Source organism: Mesorhizobium sp. WSM3859 (genome assembly GCF_002295065.1).
Lineage (GTDB): Bacteria > Pseudomonadota > Alphaproteobacteria > Rhizobiales > Rhizobiaceae > Mesorhizobium.
This window is the reverse complement of the sequence record NZ_NSGG01000003.1, coordinates 525731-550051: the sequence shown is the minus strand read 5'-3', so window position 1 is coordinate 550051 and position 24321 is coordinate 525731. Positions and strand designations below refer to the sequence as shown.

The 24321-nt window shown below is 64.6% G+C and carries 23 protein-coding genes and 1 riboswitch; of the genes, 15 read left to right on the top strand and 8 right to left on the bottom strand.

All coding sequences use genetic code 11. The features are described 5' to 3' along the window. Positions 1 to 72 precede the first annotated feature (72 nt). The 5 genes from CK230_RS09615 (at position 73) to CK230_RS09595 (ending at position 4425) form a co-directional block, all read left to right on the top strand. Entirely contained in the window at positions 73 to 654 is a 582-nt protein-coding gene (locus tag CK230_RS09615; protein WP_095816914.1) for a cob(I)yrinic acid a,c-diamide adenosyltransferase, read from the top strand. A 21-nt stretch (positions 655 to 675) separates the two neighbouring features. Further along, the gene (locus tag CK230_RS09610; protein ID WP_095816913.1) at positions 676 to 1479 is read left to right on the top strand and encodes a rhomboid family intramembrane serine protease; all 804 of its coding nucleotides are present in this window, start codon (positions 676 to 678) and stop codon (positions 1477 to 1479) included. Positions 1480 to 1641: 162 nt separating this feature from the next. Further along, positions 1642 to 2391: an electron transfer flavoprotein subunit beta/FixA family protein gene (locus CK230_RS09605; RefSeq protein ID WP_095816912.1), complete on the top strand. Its 750-nt coding sequence runs from the start codon at positions 1642 to 1644 to the stop codon at positions 2389 to 2391. A 24-nt stretch (positions 2392 to 2415) separates the two neighbouring features. Beyond that, complete coding sequence (locus CK230_RS09600; RefSeq protein ID WP_095816911.1) at positions 2416 to 3345, top strand: electron transfer flavoprotein subunit alpha/FixB family protein; 930 nt, start codon at positions 2416 to 2418, stop codon at positions 3343 to 3345. Between the two features lie 201 nt (positions 3346 to 3546). Further along, entirely contained in the window at positions 3547 to 4425 is an 879-nt protein-coding gene (locus CK230_RS09595; RefSeq protein WP_095817010.1) for a 3-hydroxybutyryl-CoA dehydrogenase, read from the top strand. 30 nt (positions 4426 to 4455) lie between these two features. Here CK230_RS09595 and CK230_RS09590 read toward each other — a convergent pair whose 3' ends face one another. From CK230_RS09590 to CK230_RS09580, 3 genes are all read right to left on the bottom strand, one after another. Next, the gene (locus CK230_RS09590) at positions 4456 to 6414 is read right to left on the bottom strand and encodes a PAS domain S-box protein (RefSeq protein ID WP_245429866.1); all 1959 of its coding nucleotides are present in this window, start codon (positions 6412 to 6414) and stop codon (positions 4456 to 4458) included. A 152-nt stretch (positions 6415 to 6566) separates the two neighbouring features. Then, positions 6567 to 7205, bottom strand: a complete 639-nt coding sequence (locus CK230_RS09585) for an NrsF family protein (RefSeq protein ID WP_095816909.1) — start codon at positions 7203 to 7205, stop codon at positions 6567 to 6569. Position 7206: 1 nt separating this feature from the next. Continuing rightward, complete coding sequence (locus tag CK230_RS09580; protein ID WP_095816908.1) at positions 7207 to 7743, bottom strand: sigma-70 family RNA polymerase sigma factor; 537 nt, start codon at positions 7741 to 7743, stop codon at positions 7207 to 7209. A 302-nt stretch (positions 7744 to 8045) separates the two neighbouring features. After that, positions 8046 to 8161, top strand: a riboswitch (guanidine-I (ykkC/yxkD leader). 100 nt (positions 8162 to 8261) lie between these two features. Here CK230_RS09580 and CK230_RS09575 point away from each other — a divergent pair. The 9 genes from CK230_RS09575 (at position 8262) to CK230_RS09535 (ending at position 17666) form a co-directional block, all read left to right on the top strand. Next, positions 8262 to 9326, top strand: coding sequence for a putative urea ABC transporter substrate-binding protein (locus CK230_RS09575; RefSeq protein WP_095816907.1), 1065 nt, complete (start codon positions 8262 to 8264; stop codon positions 9324 to 9326). Between the two features lie 149 nt (positions 9327 to 9475). Next, positions 9476 to 10240 (top strand): ABC transporter permease, encoded by a 765-nt coding sequence (locus CK230_RS09570; RefSeq protein ID WP_095817009.1) that lies wholly within the window; start codon positions 9476 to 9478, stop codon positions 10238 to 10240. After that, a complete protein-coding gene (locus tag CK230_RS09565; protein ID WP_095816906.1) occupies positions 10237 to 11046 on the top strand; it encodes an ATP-binding cassette domain-containing protein in 810 nt (269 codons plus the stop codon). The genes CK230_RS09570 and CK230_RS09565 overlap by 4 nt, the downstream gene beginning before the upstream one ends. A 12-nt stretch (positions 11047 to 11058) precedes the next feature. Beyond that, the gene (locus CK230_RS09560; RefSeq protein ID WP_095816905.1) at positions 11059 to 12267 is read left to right on the top strand and encodes an agmatinase family protein; all 1209 of its coding nucleotides are present in this window, start codon (positions 11059 to 11061) and stop codon (positions 12265 to 12267) included. A gap of 2 nt (positions 12268 to 12269) precedes the next feature. Continuing rightward, positions 12270 to 12806, top strand: a complete 537-nt coding sequence (locus CK230_RS09555) for a hypothetical protein (protein ID WP_095816904.1) — start codon at positions 12270 to 12272, stop codon at positions 12804 to 12806. A 56-nt stretch (positions 12807 to 12862) separates the two neighbouring features. Next, positions 12863 to 13447 (top strand): HupE/UreJ family protein, encoded by a 585-nt coding sequence (locus CK230_RS09550; RefSeq protein ID WP_095817008.1) that lies wholly within the window; start codon positions 12863 to 12865, stop codon positions 13445 to 13447. Positions 13448 to 13844: 397 nt separating this feature from the next. Then, the gene (locus CK230_RS09545) at positions 13845 to 14852 is read left to right on the top strand and encodes an iron ABC transporter substrate-binding protein (protein WP_095817007.1); all 1008 of its coding nucleotides are present in this window, start codon (positions 13845 to 13847) and stop codon (positions 14850 to 14852) included. A 160-nt stretch (positions 14853 to 15012) separates the two neighbouring features. Further along, complete coding sequence (locus CK230_RS09540) at positions 15013 to 16587, top strand: iron ABC transporter permease (RefSeq protein WP_095816903.1); 1575 nt, start codon at positions 15013 to 15015, stop codon at positions 16585 to 16587. Continuing rightward, a complete protein-coding gene (locus tag CK230_RS09535; RefSeq protein ID WP_095816902.1) occupies positions 16584 to 17666 on the top strand; it encodes an ABC transporter ATP-binding protein in 1083 nt (360 codons plus the stop codon). Before CK230_RS09540 ends, CK230_RS09535 begins: the two co-directional genes overlap by 4 nt. 20 nt (positions 17667 to 17686) lie before the next feature. Here the strand turns inward: CK230_RS09535 and CK230_RS09530 are convergent, their stop codons facing one another. The 5 genes from CK230_RS09530 to CK230_RS09510 all read right to left on the bottom strand — a co-directional run bounded on the left by CK230_RS09530 (position 17687) and on the right by CK230_RS09510 (position 22911). Next, positions 17687 to 18484: a phosphodiesterase gene (locus CK230_RS09530; RefSeq protein WP_095816901.1), complete on the bottom strand. Its 798-nt coding sequence runs from the start codon at positions 18482 to 18484 to the stop codon at positions 17687 to 17689. A 44-nt stretch (positions 18485 to 18528) separates the two neighbouring features. Next, positions 18529 to 19635 (bottom strand): sn-glycerol-3-phosphate ABC transporter ATP-binding protein UgpC, encoded by a 1107-nt coding sequence (gene ugpC / locus CK230_RS09525; RefSeq protein ID WP_095816900.1) that lies wholly within the window; start codon positions 19633 to 19635, stop codon positions 18529 to 18531. Between the two features lie 10 nt (positions 19636 to 19645). Continuing rightward, complete coding sequence (locus CK230_RS09520; RefSeq protein ID WP_095816899.1) at positions 19646 to 20560, bottom strand: ABC transporter permease subunit; 915 nt, start codon at positions 20558 to 20560, stop codon at positions 19646 to 19648. Between the two features lie 8 nt (positions 20561 to 20568). Next, complete coding sequence (locus tag CK230_RS09515; protein WP_095816898.1) at positions 20569 to 21453, bottom strand: sugar ABC transporter permease; 885 nt, start codon at positions 21451 to 21453, stop codon at positions 20569 to 20571. Positions 21454 to 21558: 105 nt separating this feature from the next. Continuing rightward, entirely contained in the window at positions 21559 to 22911 is a 1353-nt protein-coding gene (locus CK230_RS09510; protein ID WP_095816897.1) for an extracellular solute-binding protein, read from the bottom strand. Positions 22912 to 23161: 250 nt separating this feature from the next. Here CK230_RS09510 and CK230_RS09505 point away from each other — a divergent pair, with 250 nt between their 5' ends. Beyond that, on the top strand, positions 23162 to 24202 hold the full coding sequence (locus CK230_RS09505; protein WP_095816896.1) for an endonuclease/exonuclease/phosphatase family protein: 1041 nt from the start codon (positions 23162 to 23164) through the stop codon (positions 24200 to 24202). The last annotated feature ends 119 nt before the right edge of the window (positions 24203 to 24321 follow it).

Sequence of the window (24321 nt, the reverse complement as noted above, 5' to 3'; positions counted from 1 at the left end):
GCTCGGCTATTCCAGGAAGATGCGGTTTGCCGCCCGGAATTGCCGTAAGAAGTCGCTCAAGAGGGGGATGGTATGGTCAAGCTCAACAAGATCTACACCCGCACCGGCGATGACGGCACCACCGGGCTCGGCACCGGCGCGCGGCGGCTGAAATCCGACCTGCGCGTCGATGCCTATGGGACCGTCGACGAGGCCAATGCCTGCATCGGCTTGGCCCGCATCCATACCGCCGGCGGCCATCCCTTGATCGACGCCATGCTGTCGCGCATCCAGAACGATCTGTTCGATCTGGGGGCCGACCTTGCCATACCCGACGACGGCAAGCCCATGGACTACGAGCCGCTGCGTATCGTCGCCGCCCAGACCGGCCGCGTCGAACAGGACATCGACCTCCTCAACAAGGAACTGCAGCCGCTGAAATCCTTCGTGCTGAACGGCGGCACGCCGGCCGCCGCCGCGCTCCATCTGGCCCGCACCGTGGCGCGCCGGGCCGAGCGCCTGATGGTGGCGCTAGCGCAGGATCCGACCGAGCATGTCAACCGCGAGGCGCTCAAATACATCAACCGCGTCTCGGATTTCCTGTTCGTTGCCGCCCGTGCCGTGAATGACAATGGAAAGGCCGACGTGCTATGGGTTCCCGGCAAGAACCGCTGAATTCAGGGGCGGGAGGGTCCGATGTTCATCCCGCTTTATGACACCAACAGGCTGCGCCACATCCGCCTGCAATATGTGACGATCGGCCTGATCGTGGCGAATGCGCTGGTCTATCTGGCGACCACGCTTGGCGGTGAGAACTTCACCAATGCCGCGGTTCTCGGTCTCGGCTTCATCCCCTCGGTGGTCCACGACAAGGTCGAGCTGTCGCCAGAATTCGTCGTCATCCCCGAAAGCCTCAGCTACCTCACCTATTCCTTCCTGCACGCCGACATTTTCCATCTCGGCGGCAACATGCTGTTCCTGTGGGTGTTCGGCGACAATGTCGAGGATGCGCTCGGCCATATACGCTACCTGATCTTCTACCTCGCCTGCGCCATCGCGGGCGCTTTCTTCCAGGGGCTGGTGGCCTGGGATTCGCAGGTGCCGCTGATCGGCGCCTCCGGCGCCATTGCCGGCGTCGTCACCGCCTATTTGATTCTCTACCCTCGCGTGAAGGTCTGGGTGCTGGCCTTTGCCCGCATTCCCTTGCGCATTCCGGCCTTCATCCCGCTGATCCTCTGGATCCTTTTCCAGATCGTGATGTTTGCCGCCGGCGGCGAGGACCAGATTTCCTGGGCCTGCCATATCGGCGGCATCATCGCCGGATTCGTGCTGGTGCTGGTGCTGCGCAGCCGCGGCGTGCCGCTTCTGGCCGGCACCGACGGCGAGCCGGACCCGACGCCGAACATCCAGCAGCCGCCTGTCCCTGTCGAGCCGGCGGGCAGCGACTCGGCGCAGCCGGGGTCGCAATGGGGCCGTGGAGCAGCAACGCCTCGCGACTGAACCGATTTGGGTGCGTCATGGGATATTGACGCGCGGATTTGCCGCCACTACGGAAACGGCACCGTTGGGCGGATATTCCGCCGCTAATGTCGGCTTTCGACAACTCTGACAGGGCGTACGCTGCTATAGCGCCCCGACTATCTCAGGAGAGGTGACAGGAAAATGAAGATCCTTGTGCCCGTGAAGCGGGTTGTGGATGCCAACGTCAAGGTCCGGGTGAAAGCCGACGGACTGGGCGTCGAGCTTGCCAACGTCAAGATGGCGATGAACCCGTTCGACGAGATCGCGGTCGAGGAAGCGATCCGCATCAAGGAAGCCGGCAAGGCTGAGGAAATCATCGTCGTCTCGGTCGGCCCGCAGCAGGCGCAGGAAACGCTGCGCACCGCGCTCGCCATGGGCGCCGATCGCGCCATCCTGGTCAGGACCGACGAGCAGACCGAGCCGCTCGGCATCGCCAAGGTGCTGAAGGGTGTGGTCGAGGCCGAGAAGCCCGGCCTCGTCATCCTCGGCAAGCAGGCGATCGACGACGATTCCAACCAGACCGGCCAGATGCTGGCCGCGCTGCTTGGTTGGTCGCAGGGCACCTTCGCCTCCAAGGTTGAGCTCGCCGGCGACAAGGCCAAGGTGACGCGCGAAGTCGACGGCGGCCTGCAGACCGTGGAGCTGAAGATGCCTGCGATCGTTACCGCCGACCTTCGCCTCAACCAGCCGCGCTATGCCTCGCTGCCCAACATCATGAAGGCCAAGAAGAAGCCGCTCGACGAGAAGAGCCCGGCCGACTTCGGCGCCGACGTCAAGCCGCGCCTCAAGGTGATCAAGACCGAGGAGCCCGGCGGCCGCAAGGCGGGCGTCAAGGTGAAGTCGGTGGCCGAGCTGGTCGAGAAGCTGAAGAACGAAGCCGGCGTGCTCTAAAGCGATCAGGAAAGGACAAAGAAAATGGCAATTCTCCTCATCGCCGAACACGACAACGCAAGCCTTTCCGACCAGACCGCAAAAGCGCTGTCGGCGGCTCTCCAGATCGGCCAGGATGTCGACGTGCTGGTGGCCGGCAAGGGCGCCAAGGGCGCGGCAGATGCCGCCGCCAAGCTGAAAGGTGTCCGCAAGGTGCTGCTCGCCGAAGCCGACGAGCTTTCGGAACGCCTCGCCGAGCCGACCGCGGCTCTCGTGGTGTCGCTTGCGGGCGGTTATGACACGATCATCGCGCCGGCGACCTCCGCCGGCAAGAACATCGCGCCCCGCGTGGCAGCACTCCTCGATGTCGCCCAGGTGTCGGAAATCATCGAAGTCGTCTCGCCTGACACCTTCAAGCGGCCGATCTATGCCGGCAACGCCATCCAGACTGTCCAGTCGACCGACGCCAAGAAGGTCATCACGGTGCGCACGGCCTCCTTCGCGGCAGCGCCCGAGGGCGGATCGGTCCCGGTCGAGACAGTCGGCGCCGCCGCCAACCCCGGCCTGTCGTCTTTCGTCGAGAACAAGCTCTCGGAGAATGATCGCCCGGAACTGACCTCGGCCAAGATCATCATCTCGGGCGGCCGCGCGCTCGGCTCCTCGGAGAAGTTCCAGGAAGTCATCCTGCCGGTCGCCGACAAGCTCGGCGCCGCGGTCGGCGCCTCGCGCGCCGCCGTCGACGCCGGCTACGCGCCGAACGACTGGCAGGTCGGCCAGACCGGCAAGGTGGTCGCGCCCGACCTCTACATCGCCGTCGGCATTTCCGGCGCCATCCAGCACCTCGCCGGCATGAAGGACTCCAAGGTCATCGTCGCCATCAACAAGGACGAGGAGGCGCCGATTTTCCAGGTTGCCGACTACGGCCTGGTCGGCGATCTCTTCGTCATCCTGCCGGAGCTGCAAAAGGCGCTTTGACGCCGTCCGTTCCAGCATATTAAAATCCAAAGGGTGGGGTAGACGAAGTCGCCCCGCCCTTTTAGTTTGCACTGCACAAAAAGCGGGCCATCAAGGCCCGGAGTCAATCCGGCGGTTCGCATCCGGATTGCGGGAAACAAACAAGCAGGAGCGTCTTTGTACTTCAAGGAAAGTGCGGGCGTTCCGGACGGGATCGGGGTCATGAGCAAGATCGAGACGATCGGCATTGTCGGCGCGGGTCAGATGGGTGGGGGTATTGCCCATGTCTCGGCGCTGGGTGGCTACAAGGTCCTGATCCACGATACATCGGCCGACCGGATCGAGAAGGGCATCGCCACCATCAGCGGCAACATGGCCCGCCAGGTCGGTTCCGGCAAGCTCGAGGAAAAGGCGCGCAACGAAGCGATGGCGCGCATCTCCGCCGCCCCGGCCATGGCCGACCTCGCCGCCGCCGACCTCGTGATCGAAGCGGCGACCGAGGACGAGACGGTCAAGCGCAAGATCTACGCGCAGCTCTGCCCGCAGCTCAATCCGGAAGCGATTCTGGCGACCAACACCTCGTCCATCTCGATCACCCGGCTCGCCGCCCAGACTGATCGTCCCGAGCGCTTCATCGGCATACATTTCATGAACCCGGTGCCGGTGATGAAGCTGGTCGAGTTGGTGCGCGGCATCGCCACCGAGGACCAGACCTTCGAGGCCGCCAAGACCTATGTGAAGCACCTCGACAAGACCATCACCGTCTCGGAGGATTTCCCCGCCTTCATCGTCAACCGCATCCTTTTGCCGATGATCAACGAGGCGATCTACACGCTCTATGAGGGCGTCGGCACGGTCGACGCCATCGACACCGCCATGCGGCTCGGCGCCAACCATCCGATGGGACCGCTGCAACTCGCCGACTTCATCGGCCTCGACACCTGCCTGTCCATCATGCAGGTGCTGCATGAGGGCCTGTCGGACTCGAAATACCGCCCCTGCCCGCTGCTGGTGAAATATGTCGAGGCGGGCTGGCTCGGCCGCAAGACCGGTCGCGGCTTCTACGACTATCGCGGCGACCATCCGGTGCCGACGCGCTGATTGTCCGCGGCTGGACCCTTTCGACGCGGCTCAGGACGCCGCGGCGAGCGGCATAGGCGGCACATCTCTTGAAGCTTCGTCCGGCGCGGCGGAAACGCAACCGCGGCCGGCAGCCTTGGCGGCGTAGCAGGCGGCGTCCGCGCGGGCGATGATCTCGTCCACCTCACCGCAACCGGCGCGGATCGGCGCAAGGCCGATGCTGGCGCCGATCGAATGCGGGCGGCCGTCCCAGCTGAAATTGAGGTTGCGGATGGCATCGATGATCGAGCGCGCCGCGATCGGCCCGCGCGCCGCGTCGCCCGATTTGAGGATGACGGCGAACTCGTCGCCGCCGAGCCGCGCGACGATGTCTTCCAGGCCAAGCACATTGCGCAAGGTGTCGGCCACGCGCCTGAGCAGTGCATCGCCCGCGGCATGGCCGCCGGTGTCATTGACGGCCTTGAAGTGGTCGAGGTCGACGAACATGAACTGGTGCTCGCCGCCATTGAGACGACACTGGTCGACCAGTTCCTCCATGGTGCGGATGAAGCTCGAACGGTTTGCAAGCCCGGTCAGCGCGTCATGGGCGGCGGCGTAGGCCAACTGACGCTGCAGGGCGCGCGCGTCGGTGAAGTCCTGGAAGACGATGACCAGGCCGCAGAACTCCTCGCGGTCGTTCATGATCGGCGACACCACCTGGCGGATGCTGCAGCGTGTATCGTCGCGCCGCACGAGGACCGCGCGCGTGTTCTGGTCGCAAAGGGGCCGCGCGCTCGCCGAAGGGCGCGTCAAGCCGATTCTCTGCCCGCTTTCCTCGTCGACCGCCCAATAGACATGGCCGAGCACCTTTCCAAGGGCTTCGCCGACGTCAACGCCGGTGAGCTTTTCCGCGACCGGGTTCATGAAGGTGATGCGGTTGGCGGCATCGGTGCAGATCACCGCGTCGCCGATCGATTGCAGCGTCACCCTTAGGCGCTCTTTCTCGTCGGCCAGCATCGCGGCCGAAACCATCAGCCGCGCCTCAGCCTCCTTGCGCTGGGTGATATCGGTCAGGCTGCCAATGGCCCGGATCAGCCGGCCCTCGGCGTCGCGCTCGATCGTCTTGCCGCGATCGAGGATCCAGACCCAGTGGCCGTCCTTGTGCCGCATCCGGAACTCGGCCTCGAAGAAGGGCGTCTCGCCGGCAAGGTGCGCGCGATCCGCCTCGGCGACGCGTGCCTGGTCGTCGGGATGGATCATGGTCCGCCAGCGGTCGGGGTCGCCGTCGAGCTCGCCATCGGCATAGCCCAGCATCTTCACCCAGGTTTCGGAATAGGTCGTGCCACCCTTGCGCATATCGAGGCTCCAGACACCCTGTCCGGTGCTGGTGAGCGCGAAATTCCAACGGGTCTCGGCCTCGGCGATGCGCGCCTCCGCCTGCTTGCGCGCGTCGATGTCCTCGATCTGCGACACCAGATAAAGCGGCTTGCCGGTATCCTCGTCCCGGATGACCGAACCGGCGAGCTGTGCCCAGATCGGGGTCCCGTCCTTCCTGAGGTAGCGCTTTTCGAAATGGTAGGAGCTGATCGTGCCTTCCTTCACGTTCAGCATCGTCTCGCGGCCGATCGGCAGGTCGTCCGGATGCGTGATCTGCGGGAAGGTCAGCGCCTCGATCTCCGCGCGGCTGTAACCCAGCATGGCGGCGAAAGCGGAATTGGCCTGCTGGATGCGCCCGTCGAGCCCGACAATGGCGACGCCGATCGCCGAATCCTCCATGGCGCGACGGAAGCGCTGCTCGCTCTCGGCGATCTGCCGGCGGTCATCGACGATACGGTTGATGAACAGCGCCGACAAGAACAGCGTCGCGGCGGTGATGGCGATTGAAATCTGCAGGCAGAACTTCAGCGCGTCCGCACCAAATTCAAAGCGTGGCGACAGGACCGAAGCGGCGGTGGCAACGATGCCAACCGCCAGCAGCCCCTGCGCGGCGTGCCTGTCGGCACGAAGCCCTTTCCAGTTCAACCCCGCCACAATGCGATCCCACCCAATGCGCAACTGCACGTTGCCACAACCCTGGCGGATCGGTTTTAAGGAATCGTTGCGCAGATGAAAGCGGTAGCTCCGCTAACCGGCAAACAATTTCCGGCATGATTAAGGGACTGTTTCGAAACAGCCCCGGCGGGCTACCAGCGCACGAAAAGCCGGCCGCCGATGGCCCCGAGCAGCGTCAGGAAGGCGATGGCGATCGTATACCATGTGGCGACGAACAGCGGCGAATCGTCGAAGCAATGCGCGGCATAGAAGGTCGCCGCCAAGCCGCCCGCCAAAAGACCTGCAACCGCGCCGGCCAGAGCCGGCCGCGTCGGCGCGCCATAGCGCAGCATGCCAAGGAAAATCGCCAGCGGGCCGATGCCGATCAGCGGGATGAAGGTCATGCAGATCATCATGTTGGTGCCGACAAGCCGCTTGCCCCAGTCGGCCTCGGGCACGACGAAAAGCTCCAGGATCACCGCCAGCACGACCAGAAGCGGCGCGGCAACCATCCAGGCCATCGCCCGCCTGGTCGAGGCACCTGGCATCGACAGCACCCGGATCAGCGCGAAGGCGCTGGTCGCAAGCACCAGGGTGAACACGAATTTCGACATGAAGCGCATCGTGTGCATGGCCGGCATGATGTCGGGACGCGGCCCGATGGTCGTAAAGAACACGGCTGCCGCGATCGCCACGGCAACGCCGGCCGCCAGCCACCAGGCCTTGCCGAGCGGCATCGCCTTGTCGCGGGCATCGGCGTCGAGCGCCTTGATGAGATCCTCGGTCCTCATGTCACTGTCGTCCGAATCTTTTGGCGATCGCGGCGAGGCCGCGATGCAACGACACGCGCACCGCCGTTTCGCTGACGCCGAGCCTGGCGGCGGTCTCGCCGATCGAATGGCCGTCGACCGAGATTGACGAGACGACCGAACGCTGCGTCGGCGGCAGTCCCTCGAGCGCCCGGTTTATGTCGCGCTCGCTGACCGTCTCCGTCTCCGGCTCGGCGAAGGTCTCGGCGATCTCGTCGATCTCGACCTCGATGCGGCGCCCTCGCCGGCGAAACGCGTCGATGAGCTTGAAGCGGGCGATCGCGTAGACCCAGGGCAGCACCGGCGCGTCCGGCCGCCAGGTGTGGCGTTTCACATGAATGGCCAGCAAGGTTTCCTGCACGACATCCTCGGGGTCGACTCCGCCCTGAACGATCTTGCGCCGGACAAAGCCGCGAACGAGGGCGGCGATGCGGTGCAGAAAGTCGGCATAAGCCCTTTCGTCTCCCGCGATCGCGGCCCTGAGCAGCCCGGACAGCTCTGCCTCGTCCTTGCCGGTCACAAGAGTTTACTCCCGAAGTTCGCATCTCGGCCCTGGTTTGTTACGTGGCCGGCCAAATAATGTCCAAGCCAAACTGCCGCAAAATCACGATAGTTTGCGACGACCGCCGCGCCTTTTTAAATTTCGCGAAAAGGCGCGGCCCATGCGGCATCCGAGACGGTCGCACGACACGATACTGCTTATTTCGGCGGCGCTGCGATGATTTTTGCGCCATAGGCATGCCGCGATCGCCTTCAGAACCCGGGAAAACAGCCTCGGGCCGGTGCTTTTCAGATTGGCATGGCCCTTGCATCGTAACTGGCGTGCAGAGCGTCTAGGGTTCCGGCCGTGTCCATCACGGTGCTGGTCCGAGAGACGCAACCGCCAGGGATGCATTGAGGCATCCGGCGGAACACGGCGGGCCAAAATCCCGGGAGAACCCTGCACGGGTTTGCTGGCGCGAACCTCTCCCGGATGCGCGCTCCGTGAACCCCCAACAAAAGTCCGGACGCAATCCGGACCGCAAAAAGGGGTACGCAATGCTTCGCAAGCTGGCTGCAATCATCCTGGCCGCGTCACTCAGCCTTCCCTTGATCCCGGCCGCGCAAGCGGCGCCCAAGAAAGACTTCAAGATCTGCTGGTCGATCTATGTCGGCTGGATGCCATGGGGCTATCTCGCCGACAGCGGCATCATGAAGAAATGGGCCGACAAATACGGCATCAACGTCGAGATCACCCGCATCAACGATTACGTCGAAAGCATCAACCAGTACACTGCCGGCGGCTTCGACGGTTGCTCGATGACCAATATGGACGCGCTGTCGATCCCCGCCGGAGGGGGTGTCGACACCACCGCGCTGATCGTCGGCGACTTCTCCAACGGCAACGATGCCGTCATCCTCAAAGACAAGACCGCGCTCAAGGACATTTCCGGCCAGAAGGTCAACCTCGTCGAGCTCTCGGTCTCGCACTACCTGCTGGCGCGCGCGTTGGATACGGTCGGGCTCGCCGAGAAGGACATCACCGTTGTCAACACCTCCGATGCCGACATGGTCGCCGCCTATGGCACCGGCGACGTCACCTCGGTCGTCACCTGGAATCCGCTGGTCTCGGAAATCGTCGCCATGCCGGGCGCCCACAAGGTGTTCGATTCGACGCAGATCCCCGGCGAGATCATCGACCTGATGGTCGTCAACACCGCGACGCTGAAGGACAATCCGGCTCTCGGCAAGGCGCTCGTCGGCGCGTGGTACGAAGCGATGGCCCTGATGACCTCCGGCACGACCGAAGGCAAAGCGGCCAAGCAAGAGATGGCCAAGGCGTCCGGCACCGATCTTGCCGGCTTCGATGCCCAGCTCGCATCGACGGCGATGTTCTTCGAGCCGGCCAAGGCGGTCGAGTTCACCAAGGGCGCCGAACTGCCCAAGACGATGGATCTCGTCCGCAACTTCCTGTTCAGCCACGGCATTCTGGGCACCAAGGCGCCCACTGTCGACGTGATCGGCATGAGCTTCCCCGACGGCTCGACGCTGGGCGATGCCGGCAACGTCAAGCTGCGCTTCGACCCGGCCTTCATGGCGGAGGCGGCCGCCGGAACGCTCTAGGACCCATCGTCATGCTGGCCACAGGAACCGGTGCCGTGCAAGCCGGGGCGGGCGCGAACACCGCCAGCCCGCCCCCCAGCGTTGCGAAGACACGGCTTCGCCTGATCAACGCCACGGTCTCGCGTGGCGGAGCGGTGTTGCTTGGCACAATGCCCTTCGCGGCGGTTGCCGTGGCCTATCTGTCCGCTTCGGCGCAACGGCTGGCCGTCAACGCCAATGACAAGCTGCTGCCCGCCCCGGCACAGATGTGGTCGGCGTTCTTCGATCTGGCGACCGTGCCGGACAAGCGATCCGGCGACCTGATCCTGTGGGCCGACACTTATGCCAGCCTGGTCAGGTTGTTCGCGGGTGTCGGCTTGGCGACGCTCATGGCGCTCTTGCTTGGCATCGCCATCGGCTTCATCCCGCGCGTCAGGGCGTTTCTCCTGCCCTTCGTCACCGTTGTCTGCGTCATCCCGCCCTTGGCCCTGTTGCCGATCCTGTTCATCGCGCTCGGCCTCGGCGAAACGGCCAAGATCACCTTGATCGCCATTGGCGTGGCGCCTGTCATGGTGCGCGACATCGCCAACCGGGTCATGGAACTGCCGCCCGAGCTCATCGCCAAGGCACAGACGCTCGGCGGCAATAGCTGGACCATGGTTCTGAGGCTGGTGCTGCCGCAAATCATGCCGCGCCTCATCACCTGCGTGCGGCTGGCGCTCGGACCGGCCTGGCTGTTTCTGATCGCGGCGGAGGCCATCGCCTCGACCGAGGGGCTGGGCTACCGCATCTTCCTCGTCCGGCGCTACCTGTCGATGGACGTCATCCTGCCCTACGTCGTCTGGATAACGCTGCTCGCCGTCGCCACCGACTGGCTGCTCGCGCGGCTCTCGCATACGGTTTCCCCCTGGGCTCATCCGGAGTCGGACAAATGAGCCGTATCGTCGTCCGCGGCCTGGAAAAGAGCTACGGCGACGCACGCGTGCTGGAGCGCGTGAGCATCACCGCCGAGCCCGGCGAATTCCTGTCGCTGGTCGGCGCCAGCGGCTGCGGAAAATCGACCTTCCTGCGCATCCTGCTCGGCCAGGAGCGGCAGAGCGGCGGCGTGGTCGTCATCGGAGACCGGCCGATCGTGCCGGAACCGACGCCGCAGCGCGGCATCGTCTTCCAGCGCTACTCGGTGTTTCCGCATCTGACCGCGCTGCAGAATCTGCTGCTGGTCGAGGACTTCCGTTCCGGCGGACCTTTCGGCCGCGTCTTTGGCGCCAGGCGCAGAAGCGCGCGGCAGGAGGCCGAAACCATGCTGGAGCGCGTCGGCCTCGGTCATGCGCGCGACCTCTATCCGGCATCGCTCTCCGGCGGCATGCAGCAGCGGCTGGCGATCGCCCAGACCCTGCTCGGCCGGCCGCAGATCCTGCTTCTCGATGAGCCGTTCGGGGCGCTCGACCCGGGCATTCGCGTCGAGATGCACGAATTGCTCACCGAGCTGTGGAACGAGCACGGCATGACCGTGGTCATGGTCACCCACGACATCGGCGAGGCCTTCAAGCTTGGTACCCGCGTGCTTGTCTTCGACAAGGTGCGCCACGATCCCGAGTTCCCGTCCGCCTACGGCGCGACGATCACCTACGATCTGAAGCTCGACCGCAAGAGCCGGGCTTCCGCACGAGACGTGGCCGAAGTGGCCGCGATGGTCGGGACGACCCGACTGGACAGCGCAATCGCGACGACGGCGTCGTAACGGAGGTTTTTCATGCATAGAGACATTCCAGCGCGCCGGCACCGCCGGGCCGGGCTGTTTGATCGCCAGCCGCGCCAGCACCTGCATCATCCCAACTTCGAGATCCGCGACATGCAGGGCTGGAAGTCGATCGAGGCGGAAGGAAAGCTGCCCGAGGACGGCTGGCGCAAGGAACAGAAATGGGCTTTGGACATGGGTCTGCCGGGGTCGGATTCGATCACCGACAAGTCAATCCCGACCTTCGCGCGCGGCGAGCTGCCGCATTTCGCCGGCATCAACACCTTCCTCAAGGCGCCCTATGTCGAGAATGTCCGCGATGTCGGCCGATATGACGCTGCCGTCATGGGCATTCCCTTCGACAGCGGCACCACCTACCGTCCGGGAACCCGTTTCGGGCCGCAGGGCATCCGTCGCATCTCGGCGCTCTACACGCCTTACAACTACGAGCTGGGCGTCGACCTGCGCGAGCAGATGACGCTGTGCGACGCCGGCGACGTCTTCACCATTCCGGCCAATCTCGAAAAAAGCTTCGACCAGATCACCAAGGGCGTCAGCCATGTCGCCTCCTCGGGCGCGCTGCCGATCATGCTGGGCGGCGATCATTCGATCGGGTTTCCTTGCGTGCGCGGCATCGCCGACGTCACCTCGAAACGTATCGGCATCATCCATTTCGACCGCCATATCGATATCCAGGAAAAGGATCTCGACGAACGCATGCACACTACGCCCTGGTATTGGGCGACCAACCTGCCGAACGTCTCGGCCACCAATCTGGTGCAGCTTGGCATCGGCGGCTGGCAGGTGCCCCGCTATGGCGTGGCCGAGGCCAGGAAGCGCGGCACCAACGTGCTGACGATTTCGGACATCGAGCAGATGGGGCTGGAGAAGACGGCGGAGGTTGCGCTCGAACTGGCTTGGAAGGACGCAGACGCCGTCTACATTTCCTTCGACGTCGACAGCGTCGACTGTGGTTTCGTGCCAGGCACTGGCTGGCCCGAGCCCGGCGGCTTCCTGCCGCGCGAGGCGCTGAAGCTGCTCGGGCTGGTCTCGGCGCCCGGCATTTGCGGGCTGGAAGTGGTCGAGGTTTCGCCGCCATACGACACCTCAGACATCACCGCGCTGTTCGGTGTGCGGGTCGTCGTCGAGGCGCTCGGCTCGATGGTCGCCCACGGCACGCTGGGCAAGCACAAATCCATCATCGACAAGCCGACGAGCTTTTGACCATGCACGATGATCATCATCACCACAGTCACGATCATGGCGACGGCCACCACCATCACGGCCCGACCGGCTACCATCACCATCCGCACGCCGTCGGCCACAACGGGCCGGCCGGCAAACCGTTGCAGTGGCAGACGCCGCATTTGCCGCGCGAGCATGCGCCCGAGCCGGCCGACCCGCGCGCGACCGATCTCGATCTCGTTGAGACAGCCTTTCTCGACGGGTTCGCGCGGGCACCCGATCCATCCAGTTTCCTACGGCTCGCCGGTATTCCGTTCCTCGGCGAAACCACCGACGGCAGGCGGCTGCACCTGCTGCGGGTCGAGACGCAGGATATCGTCGACGTCGGCGCCGTGATGCCGCTGATCGGCGGCGCCGGCGTGACCTACAACCCGCTGCCCGCGAAGCTGACGTCACACCGGCGCCGCCTGGCATTCGTCTACCATGACGGCAATGGCCAGCGGCCTCTCGATTTTAGCGAGGCAAGGCTTCTGATCGACAGGTCCGCGGCGGCCGAAATCGCTATGCCCGGACAGTGAACGCCGGTTTTGACCCGGATCCTCCCCTCTCAGACAGGTTCAGACCCATGAACAGAATGCTTTCGATCCTCACCAGGCTTGCTCCGGCGGCCGCGGCGGCTCTCACACCCTCACTGGCCTTCGCTCACAGCGGGGGCTTTCACGTCCACGGCCTTCTGAGCGGCCTTCAACACCCGCTGGCCGGCATCGACCATCTGCTTGCGATGCTGTCGGTCGGCATCATTGCGGCACGAACTGGCGGCAGGGCCGGCATCCTCGTGCCGGCGTGTTTCGTAGCGGCGATGGTCGCGGGGGCCACGCTTGGGATCGCTGGTATCGGCTTGCCATCGCTGGAGTCCGGGATCGCGCTGTCGCTGGTAATTTTCGGCACCATGGTTGCGCTCGCCAAGCCGTTTCCGCTTACCCTTGCTGCAACGCTGACAGCGCTCTTCGGCCTCTTCCACGGCAACGCCCATGGTCTTGAGGTTCCGGAGACGGTCGGTGGCATGGCCTATGCGATCGGCTTCCTGGCCAGCACCTCGGCTTTGCACGCGACCGGAGTGCTGGCCGCCCTGACGTCGCGGAGCCGGCCGGCAGCTTTCCGCGCGGCAGGGATCGGCACCTCGCTGGTCGGAGTGGCGCTGGCCGCGCAGCTCTTCTGAACGGGCGGCTCAAGGATCGCGCGAACGGGAGGCGGAGCCATGCCCAGGCCATTGACGATCTGGCGGCGCATTCGAGAGCTGCTGTACCATATCCTGAAGGTACGAGCCGAACGGCTCTGACCGCATTCGCCTGGCAACCCCGTCGCACCGGACCCGATAATTTGGGCCCCCGTGCGACCAGAGATTGTTCGGCTTGAAACAACGAATGGCCATCCGAGACCGCCAGGCGCCCCGCAGGATTCTGTAACACCCCAATCACATGGAATTGTCCCGCGTGGCGCCGGCTTTAACGCCCCGCGACGGAATGAGCCACCTTCACAATGTTGACTATCGCTATCAGGTATTGATAGGTGCAGTCGCCTTCCCGGGGCGGATCACCAAGATCAAGGACCATGCCATGAAATATGCTCTTTCCACCCTTGCCGGCGCTGTTGCGTTGACAGCCAGCCTGGTCGCCGTGCCGGCCATGGCCGAGGATCAAGGCATCGTCGTCTACAATGCCCAGCATGAGAGCCTCGCCAAGGAATGGGCGAAAGGCTTCACCAAGGAGACCGGCATCAAGGTCACACTGCGCAACGGCGGCGACAGCGACTTCTCCAACCAGATCGTCGCCGAAGGCGCGGCCTCATCGGCCGACGTCTTCCTGACCGAGAACTCGCCGGCCATGGCGCTGGTCGAGGCGGCGGGCCTGTTCGCGCCGGTCGATGCCGACACGCTGTCCCAGGTGCCGCAGGAATATCAGCCCTCGACCGGCAAATGGGTGGGCGTCGCCGCCCGCAGCACCGTCTTTGTCTACAACAAGGACAAGCTCAAGGAAGACAAGCTGCCCAAGTCGCTGCTGGATCTCGCCGATCCGAGCTGGAAAGGCCGCTGGGCCGCCTCGCCCTCAGGGGCCGACTTCCAGGCCATCGTCAGCGCCCTGCTCCAGCTTAAGGGCGAGGCCGCGACCACCGACTGGCTGAAGGCGATGAAGGAGAATTTCACCGCCTACAAGGGCAACAGCACCGTGATGAAGGCGGTGAACGCCGGCGAGATCGAAGGCGGCGTGATCTACCACTATTACTATTTCGGCGATCAGGCCAAGACCGGCGAGAACAGCAAGAATATCGGACAGCACTATTTCAAGAACCAGGATCCGGGCGCGTTCGTGTCGATCTCCGGCGGCGGCGTACTGGCCTCCAGTAAACATCCGAAGAAAGCCCAGGCCTTCCTGAAGTGGGTGACCGGCAAGGGCGGCCAGGAGGTTTTGAAGACCGGCACGTCCTATGAATACGCGGTCGGCAAGGATGCCCAGTCCAACCCGAAGCTGGTGCCGCTGGCCGATCTGCAGGCACCGAAAATCGATCCGGCAACGCTGAATTCCAAGAAGGTCATCGAACTGATGACGCAAGCCGGCTTGCTTTAGTTAGCGTTCGTCCTAAAAGGGCGAACGACCATGCTCCCGCGGGAACTCGCTTCCGTGGGAGCGCTTTTGTTTTGGAGATGGCCTCGTCGATGACGATCATCTGCGTTTGCGGCCGCGTCCGCGGCTCATCACGTCGCTTCCAGGCGGCCTATTCCGACTGATGGCGTCCGCGATCCACCTCACGCCTTCCGCGCTGCCGGCGGCCGGGATGAAGAAGCGCCGGGCCATGTCGTGGATCACGCTCGCCGCGGCTCTCATCTCGCTCATCGCGCTGCTGCCTCTCGCCTTCATCGTCTGGATCGCGATCCAGACCGGCTGGGATACGGTGGTGGCGCTGATCTTCCGTCCGCGCGTCGGCGAGCTGCTTATCAACACCGTGCTCCTCGTCATCATCACCGTGCCGATCGCCATCACGCTGTCGGTGGCGCTGGCCTGGCTGACCGAACGCAGCGACCTGCCGGGCAACCGGTTGTGGTCGTGGCTGTCGGTGGCGCCGCTCGCCATCCCTGCTTTCGTGCACTCCTATGCCTGGATCAGCTTTGTCCCGGGCCTGCATGGGCTCTGGGCCGGCGTGCTGGTCTCCGTCATCGCCTATTTCCCGTTCCTCTATTTGCCGATCTCCGCCGCGTTGCGCCGTCTCGACCCGGCGCTGGAGGATGCGGCGGCGGCGCTTGGCCTCGGTCCGTGGCGGGTTTTCGCGCGCGTCGTGCTGCCGCAGCTGAGACTTGCCATCTGCGGCGGCTCGCTGCTGGTCGGCCTGCATCTTCTGGCCGAATACGGCCTCTACGTCTTCATCCGTTTCGACACCTTCACCACCGCGATCGTCGACCAGTTCCAGTCGACCTTCAACGGCCCGGCCGCCAACATGCTGGCCGCGGTGCTTGTGGCCTGCTGCCTCTTTCTGCTCGCCCTCGAGGTGATCGTCCGCGGCGAGGAGCGCTACGCCCGCGTCGGCTCCGGCGCAGCGCGCAAGCAGCAGCGCGCCCGGCTTGGCCGCGCCACTCTGCCTTGCCTGCTGTTGCCGGCGGGGGTCGCGTTGCTGTCGCTGGGTGTCCCCTTCGTCACCGTCGGCCGCTGGCTGCTGGCGGGAGGCGCGGATGTCTGGCGCTGGGACGAGATCAGCCTGGCGCTCGGCCAGACGCTGTTCCTCGCCATCGTCGGCGCGGTGCTTGCGACGGTTGCCGCCATGCCGATGGCCTGGATCTCGATCCGCGCGCCGGGACGGCTGCAGCGCCTGCTCGAGGGCTGCAACTACATCGTGGGCGCCCTGCCGGGCGTGGTCATTGCGCTGGCGCTGGTGACGATCACCGTGCGCGTCGCGCTGCCGCTCTACCAGACGCTGTTCACCATCCTGTTCGGCTATGCGCTGATGTTCCTGCCGCGCGCGCTGATAAGCCTGCGCGCTTCGATCGCGCAGGCCCCGGTGGAGCTGGAACGCGCCGCTTCCAGCCTCGGCCGGCCACCGGTCAAGGCGCTGTGGGCGACGACCATCCGTCTGTCGGCGCCGGGCGCGGCGGCCGGCATGGCGATGGTGGCGCTCGGCATCACCAACGAGCTCACCGCCACCCAGATGCTGGCGCCCAACGGCACCCGCACCCTGGCAATGGCCTTCTGGTCCTACAGCGGTGAGATCGACTACGCCTCCGCCGCTCCTTACGCGCTGATCATGGTGGCGATGTCGTTGCCGATGACCTGGTGGCTCTACGTCCAGTCGAAGCGGATGGCCGGACGATGAGCTTTCTTGAACTCAGCGATGTCGCCAAGAACTATGGTCCGGTGACGGCGCTGGCCGGCGTCGACCTTCAGGTCGAAAGCGGCAGCCGCACCGCGATCGTCGGCCCGTCCGGCTGCGGCAAGACCACCTTGCTCAGGCTGATCGCCGGCTTCGAGGCGCCGGACCGCGGTCGCATCGCGCTCGATGGCAAGGTGCTCGCCAACGGCGACGCGGCCGTGCCGGCGCATCGCCGCGGCATCGGCGTGGTGGCCCAGGATGGCGCCCTGTTCCCACATCTCAGCATCGCCGATAATATCGGTTTCGGCATCGCGCGGAATGCCGACAAACGGGTCGAGCATATCGTCGAGCTCGCCTATATCGTCGGGCTGGACAAGGCGATCCTGAAGCGCCGGCCGCACGAGCTTTCCGGCGGCCAGCAGCAGCGCGTGGCGCTCGCGCGCGCCATGGCGATGAAGCCGAGGCTCATGCTGCTGGACGAACCCTTCTCGGCGCTCGACACCGGGCTTCGCGCTTCGATGCGCAAGGCGGTCGCCGAGCTTCTGGAAGAGGCGGGCATCACCACCATCCTGGTCACGCACGACCAGGCCGAGGCGCTGTCCTTCGCCAGCCAGGTGGCGGTGATGCGCGACGGCCTGTTCTCGCAGGTCGGCACGCCGCGCGAGCTCTATTTCCAGCCCAGGGACAGGATGGTCGCCGAATTCCTTGGCGACGCCATCATCGTGCCCGCCAGGATCGCGGATGGCTTCGCCGTGTCGCCGCTCGGCCGCATCGCCGTCGACACCAAGGAACGGCGCGATGTCGCGCGCATCATGCTGCGGCCCGAGCAGATCCTGCTGAAGCTCACCTCGCGCGAAGGCATGTCGGGCACGCCGGATATGCTGTTCGGCGAGGTGACGGACTGCGAATTTGCGGGCGCCGTCTGCACCGTGGCGGTACGGCTGCTCAACAGCCCGGATCCGCCGGACGCGGCCGCGATCGGCAACACACCGCTTATCTTGCGCAGGACAGGCATGGACGCGCCAGCGGTCGGCGAGATCGTGCGCCTCACCGTCACTGGCAAGGCGCATGTCTTTGCCTGACTGCTAGACTAAAGCGGCCTTTAACGGACTCGTTCGCCCGTTGCCGGCGACCAGAGCGGCCATTGCTCGAGGAAATCGCAGCTATGGATTACCACACGCTGGCCGTCGATCAGGATGATCGAATAGGCGGGCGGCGCCTGCTCGACCATTTCGTCGCCGACCAGGTCGAGCATGAAGCGGGCATGCAGGCCGCGCTGCACCGAAAACGGAATCCCGGCGACGGTACCGGCGATGTCGCGGTGGACATGGCCGAAGAAGATGTAGCGGACATTGCCGTGACGGGTCAGCACGTCGACGAGCCGTTGCGGCTGTTGGAGGCCGAGCGGGTCGAGAATCGTCAGGCCCAGCTCGACAGGCGGGTGATGCAGGAAGACATAGGCCGCCTTGCCCGCTGCCTCGCCTAGCTGCGCGTCGAGCCAGCCAAGCCGGTCGTCGCACAGCTCGCCGGTAACGCGGCCTTCCGCCAGACTGTCGAGGAAAATGAGCCGCCCTTCCGGCGTGTCGAAAACCGACTGCACGAAACCGTTGCCGTCGGTGCCGTTTTCGGGGAAGGCGGCGATGAGGTTGGCGCGCCGGTCGTGGTTTCCGGGCAGCAGCCGATAAGGCACGGTGAGCCGGCTCAGCGCCGTCTTCAGGTCTGCATAGCTCTCGGCCTCGCCGTCGTCGGTCAGGTCGCCGGTAAAGACGCAAAGCGTCGCATCGCCGTGGCGCTGATTGATATGGTCGATGCAATGATCGAGCCGCTCAATCAGGTTCGCGCCATAGCGCATCTCGCGCAATCGGCCGAGATGGACGTCGGTAACCTGGATGATCTTCATGCCCTGAACCCTCAATCAAATTTCGCAAAACCGACGGGAAGGGATCACCCTTGAAGTGTCCGTTCCGGCACCGAGGCCTTGAACACGTCGAGCCTGCCGCCGGTCTCCGAGGAGAAGAAATGCAGGTCCGATTCGGCGAACTGCAGGCCGATCGTGCTACCCGGTTCGGGGTGGACGGTCTCCGACGTCACGACGGAGAACGGCGCGCCGTCGAGATCGACATAGATGACGCGGCCAGCGCCCAATTCCTCGATGAGGTCGACAGTCGCCGCGACCGCGCCCGGTGTGCCCGGCGCCGCCATGCGCACCGCCTCCGGCCGGATGCCGACCTCGACTTTCGCGCCCACGGCAAGGCCCGAGCGCGACACGTTGAGCTTGCGGCTGCCGCCGAGCAGCGAAATGCCGTCGAGCGTCACTTCGCCTTCGAGCATGTTCATCGCCGGCGCGCCGACGAAGGTCGCGACGAAGCGGCTTGCCGGCCGGCTGTAGACCTCAGCCGGGGTGCCGACCTGCTCGACGCGGCCGCCATTCATCACCACCAGCCGGTCGGCCAGCGTCATTGCCTCGACCTGATCATGCGTGACGAAGACCGACGTCGCGTTTAGCCGCCGGTGCAGCTTGCGGATCTCGGAACGCATCTGCACTCGCAGCTTGGCGTCGAGATTGGAAAGCGGCTCGTCGAAGAGGAACACCTTGGGCTCCCGGATCATGGCGCGGCCCATGGCGACGCGCTGACGCTGGCCGCCGGACAGCGCCATCGGCTTGCGGTCGAGCAGGTGCTCCAGTTCCAGGACGCGCGCCACCGCCTGGATGCGCTGCGTCCGTTCGGCGATGGGAACGCCGGCCACCTTCAGCGAATAGCCGATGTTCTGCGCCACGCTCATATGCGGGTAGAGCGCGTAATTCTGGAACACCATGGCGCAGCCGCGTTCGCGCGGCTCGAGCTTGTTGACCACCGTGCCGTCGATCGCGATCGTGCCGTCGGAAATCTCTTCCAGCCCCGCGATCATCCTCAGCAGCGTGGACTTGCCGCAGCCCGACGGCCCGAGAATGACGACGAATTCGCCCGAGGCGAAGTCGAGGTCGACCCCATGCACGACCTGCGTCTTGGCATAGTTCTTCTTGACGCCGCGAATGGTGATGGAGGCCATTCCTGTCTCCTTATTTTTCGGTCGCGATCAGGCCGCGCACGAACCAGCGCTGCATCAGCACAACGACGATCAGCGGCGGCAGCATGACGATCAGCGTGCCGGCCATGGCGATATGCCATTCGGGCGCGCCGCCGACATTGGGGATGAGCTGCTTCAGCTCGGTCACCGCCATCGCATGCGACTGGTCGGTGGTGATGAGCAATGGCCAAAGATACTGGTTCCAGGCCCACAGGAACATGATGGTGCCGAGCGCGGCCATGTTGTTACGCGACAGCGGCAACAGGATATCGACGAAGAAACGCAGCGCGCCGGCGCCGTCCATGCGCGCAGCCTCGGTCAATTCGTCCGGCACGGTCAGGAAGAACTGGCGGTAGAGGAATGTGCCGGTGGCAGTGGCGACCAGCGGCAATATCAGGCCGCTATAGGAATTGAGCAGCCCCAGGCTGAGCTGGACCTGAACCCCCGACACCTTTTCGATGAGCCAGGAGAGGCCGGTCAGGTCCAGGATCGCCTGGTAGGGTTCGAGAACATTGGCGACCACCGCATAGGTCGGCACGATGCGCACTTCGAGCGGCAGCATCAGCGTGATGAAGATCAGCCAGAAGATCAGCATGCGGCCGGGATATCGGAAATATACGATCGAGAAGGCGGTGAGCGCCGACACGATCACTTTGCCGGCGGCAACGCCGAACGCCATGATGAAGGAGTTCAGCAGCTTTGGGCCGAGATCGGCAGTCGTCCAGGCGGTCTTGATGTTGACCCAGAAGTCGCTCCCAGGCAGCAGCGACATCGGCACGTCGTTGACGTCCTTCAGATTGTGCGAGGCGGCGATCGCCACGATGACGAATGGCGCCACGCAGAAAATGAAGCCGGCGAACAGGATCAGATGCGTGAAGAAGTTGAGGATCGGGGTGCGCTCGACCATGGCCCGCCTCAACGATAATGCACGCGCCGCTCGATGAAGCGGAACTGGACGATGGTGAGCGCAATGATCAAGAGCATCAGGATGATGCTCTGCGCGGCGGCGCCCGAATAGTCGAGGCCTTTGAAGCCGTCGGAATAGATCTTGTAGACCATCAGATTGGTGGCGTTCGCCGGGCCGCCGGCGGTCATGATGTCGACGATGCCGAAGGAGTCCTGGAAACTCTCGGTGATGTTGATGACCAGCAGGAAGAAGATGGTCGGCGTGATCAGCGGGAACTGGATGTCCCGGAAGCGCCTGATGACGCCGGACCCGTCCATCGCCGCCGCCTCGATCAGCGAACGCGGGATCGCCTGGAAGGCCGCGAGGAAGAAGATGAAGTTGTAGCCGACATATTTCCAGGAGAAGGCGATGATGACGGACGCCATCGCGTCGGCGCCGTCGAGGCCCGGGTCCCAGAAGCCCGGCCAGACCTTGTTGACGACGGCCATGAAGCCGGCTTCCGGCGCCAGGATGAAGCGAAAGGCCATCGCCAGCGCGGGTGCGGCAATGCCGTAGGGCCAGATCAGCACGACCCGATAGAGCCACGAGCCGGCAAGCTGCCGGTCGGTCAAGGCGGCGAGCACCAGCGCGATGACCATCGCCAGGCCGGTGCTGGTCGCCGCGAAGACAAGGCTGGCGGTGATGGAGTTCCAATAGTCGGCGTTGGACAGGATCGAGCGGAAATTGTCGAGTCCGACCCAGATGTTGCCGCCGCCCCAGGGCTGCTGCAGCGTCAGCGACCAGTAGACCGCCTGGCCGGCAGGCCAGTAGAAGAAGGTGAAGATCAGAAGGAGCTGCGGCACCGCGAACAGGATACCGATCGTCCATCTGCCGAAAGTGACGCGCTTTTCCATCGATCCGCCGATGTCGTTGAACCGCCAGTCCGCTTTCTTGGCGCAAGACTGGATATGAAATGGCCGCCCGTCGAATCCTCGCGGGCGGCCGTTCCTCTATCCGGATCAGGGCAGGGTCTTACCCGGATAGGTCTGCTGGAAGCGCTCGAGGATCGCGTCGCCGTTCTTGACCAGCGTGTCGAGGCCTTCCTGCACGCTGACCTTGTTGGCGAAGATCGCCTGCATCTGCGTGCCGAACTCGGCGCGGATCTGGGTGAAGTTACCGAGGCGGATACCGCGGGTGATCTCGGTCGGCTCCGACGCGGTCAGGCTGGCGATCGCCACTTCTCGGCCCTTATAGGGCGCCTTGTCGTAGAAGCCGTTGGACTTCATGAAATCGAAGCCCGACTTCGCCACTGGGATGTAGCCGGTGTTGGTCGACCAGAACAAAGCAGTCTTGGGATCGTGGATGAAGTTGAGGAAGGCGGCCGCGCCCTTGTATTCGGCGTCCGACTTGCCGGACAGCACCCACAGCGACGCGCCGCCGACCAGGGAGTTCTTGCGCTCGGTGCCGGCATAGACCGGCAGTTCGGCGACATCCCAGTTCATGCCTTCCTTCTGGGTGCGGCCGACCGTGCCGTGATCGCCGACCGAGGTCAGGATGAGCTGGCAGGTACCGGTGGCGAAGGCCTGCACCATGTCCTGGCCGAGATCCTTCGACTTGATCTTGATCAGGCCGGCGTCATACCACTTCTTCAGATCGGTGACGTACTGGACGAACTTGGTCTTGTTGACTTCCAGACGGGCGTCGAGACCGTCATAGCCGTTGTTCTTGGTGGCGATCGGCTGGTTGTGGATAGCCGAGAACTGCTCCATCAGTTGCCAGCTTTCATTGGCCGAGATGTTGATCGCCATCGGGCAATCATAACCGGCGTCCTTCAGCGCCTTGAGATCGGCGCCGACATCTTCCCAGGTCTTCGGCGCCTCGGTCTTGCCGATCTTGGCGAAGGCGTCCTTGTTCCAGTACATCAGCGCCGTCGACGAGTTGAACGGGAAGGACAGCATCTCGCCCTTCGACGTCGCGTAATAGCGGGCGATGCCGGGGAAATAGTCGCTGTAGTCGATCTTGTAGCCGTTTTCTTCCATCAGCTTGTCGGCGGGCTTGTAGGCGCCCGACAGCATCATGGTGGCGGTGCCGACGTCATAGACCTGGACGACGGTGGGCTGCTTGCCGGCGCGGAAGGCGGCGATCGTGTTCTGCAGCGTGGCGTCGTAATTGCCCTGGCTGGTGCAGACGACCTCGTAGTCCTTCTGGGAGGCGTTGAAGTTCTTGCACAGCGTGTCGACGACGCGGGCGAGGTCGCCCGAAAGACCGAACCAGAAATCGAATTTGACCGGCTCTGCAAAAGCAGGAACCGCAAGCGCGGTGCTGAGCGCGCCGGCGGCAAGGGCAGCGAGGCCCCGCTTGATGATCGTCATGGTTTTCCCTCTTGAGTGGCAGTGTGACAAGGGTTTTGCGCAAGTCCTTGCCCGCTCTCATAGAGAAGGTATGTGACAGTTCTGTTGTGGCCCCTGGGCCGGCAGGCGGCCCCTGTGGACAGTCAGTCTCTCCTCTCCTGCCAGCGGTCGCGCCGGCATGAAAACGTCACATCGGCGCTCTAGAGAGCTAGGGTGCCCCAGGTGGCGAAAAGACCTCTTTGATTAACCGGCTGATTGGACGAGAAGAGACATGCTGGTTCCGCAGCTCACGCACGTGCCCGTCGCCGTCCGCAACGCCATGCGGGACGGGCCGCGCGACAGCGCCACCCATCTGCGCCACGCCGCCGCCATTCCTGCCCTCGGCGAGATCGAGATCGGTGGCCGGGCGTCACGCGAGAACGCCGGCGAGAGCCTGACAGTCATGGCCTGGAACGTCGAGCGGCTGCGTCACGTCGATGCCATCGCCGCAACGATCGCCGGCCGGGCGCCGGATGTCGTGCTGCTGTCCGAGGTCGACAAAGGCATGGCGCGCTCCGGCAACGGCCATCTTTTGAGCCGGCTTGCCGATCGCCTGGGCCATTCCTACGCCTATGGTGTCGAGTTCCTCGAACTCGGCACCGGCAACGAGACGGAGCAGGCGGCAAATGGCCGCGCCGAGAATGCAGAGGGCTTCCATGGCAACGCCATAACCACCGCCGTTCCGCTGCTGCGGCCTTTTCTCGTTCGCTTCGACGCCGCCGGCGCTTGGTTCCTGCCGGAGCATGGCCAGCCGCGTGTCGGCGGCCGCATGGCGCTCGGAGGCCAGGTGATGGCCGGCGACCGCCGTGTCACCGTCGCTTCGGTGCACCTCGAGAACCGCACCACGCCGGCAGGCCGCGCCGATCAGACCCGCCATCTGCTCGACGCCATCGACAAATATGATGCGGAAGCGCCTGTCCTGATCGGCGGCGACTTCAACACGCTGACCGCCACCTATCCGGAACGCAATGACGACCCGGCCGCGTGGCGAGAGCGCATCGTTGCCGAACCGGACCGGCTGATGTGCCCGGACCGCCATGAGCCCCTCTTCGCGATCATGACCGAACGCGGCTACGACTGGCGCGACGCCAACGCGTTCGACAAGCCGACGCAGCGGCGCGCGGCCGGCGACTTGACGCCAGCCGGCCATATCGACTGGTTCTTCACCCGCGGCCTTTCGGCAAGCGCGCCGGCGACGCTGCCGGCGGTCTTGCCGGACGGCAGCCCGAGCGCCGATCACGAGGCGCTGGTAGTGACCGTGCGGACGAAGTGACGGCGGCCTGCTCGACGCGTATCCTCGTCGATCCTCATCCTGAGGAATACAACCTGTTAAGCACGCAGGGGTTGCGGGCGGCATAATCGATTCTTCAGTTGTCCGGCCCTAATCAATCC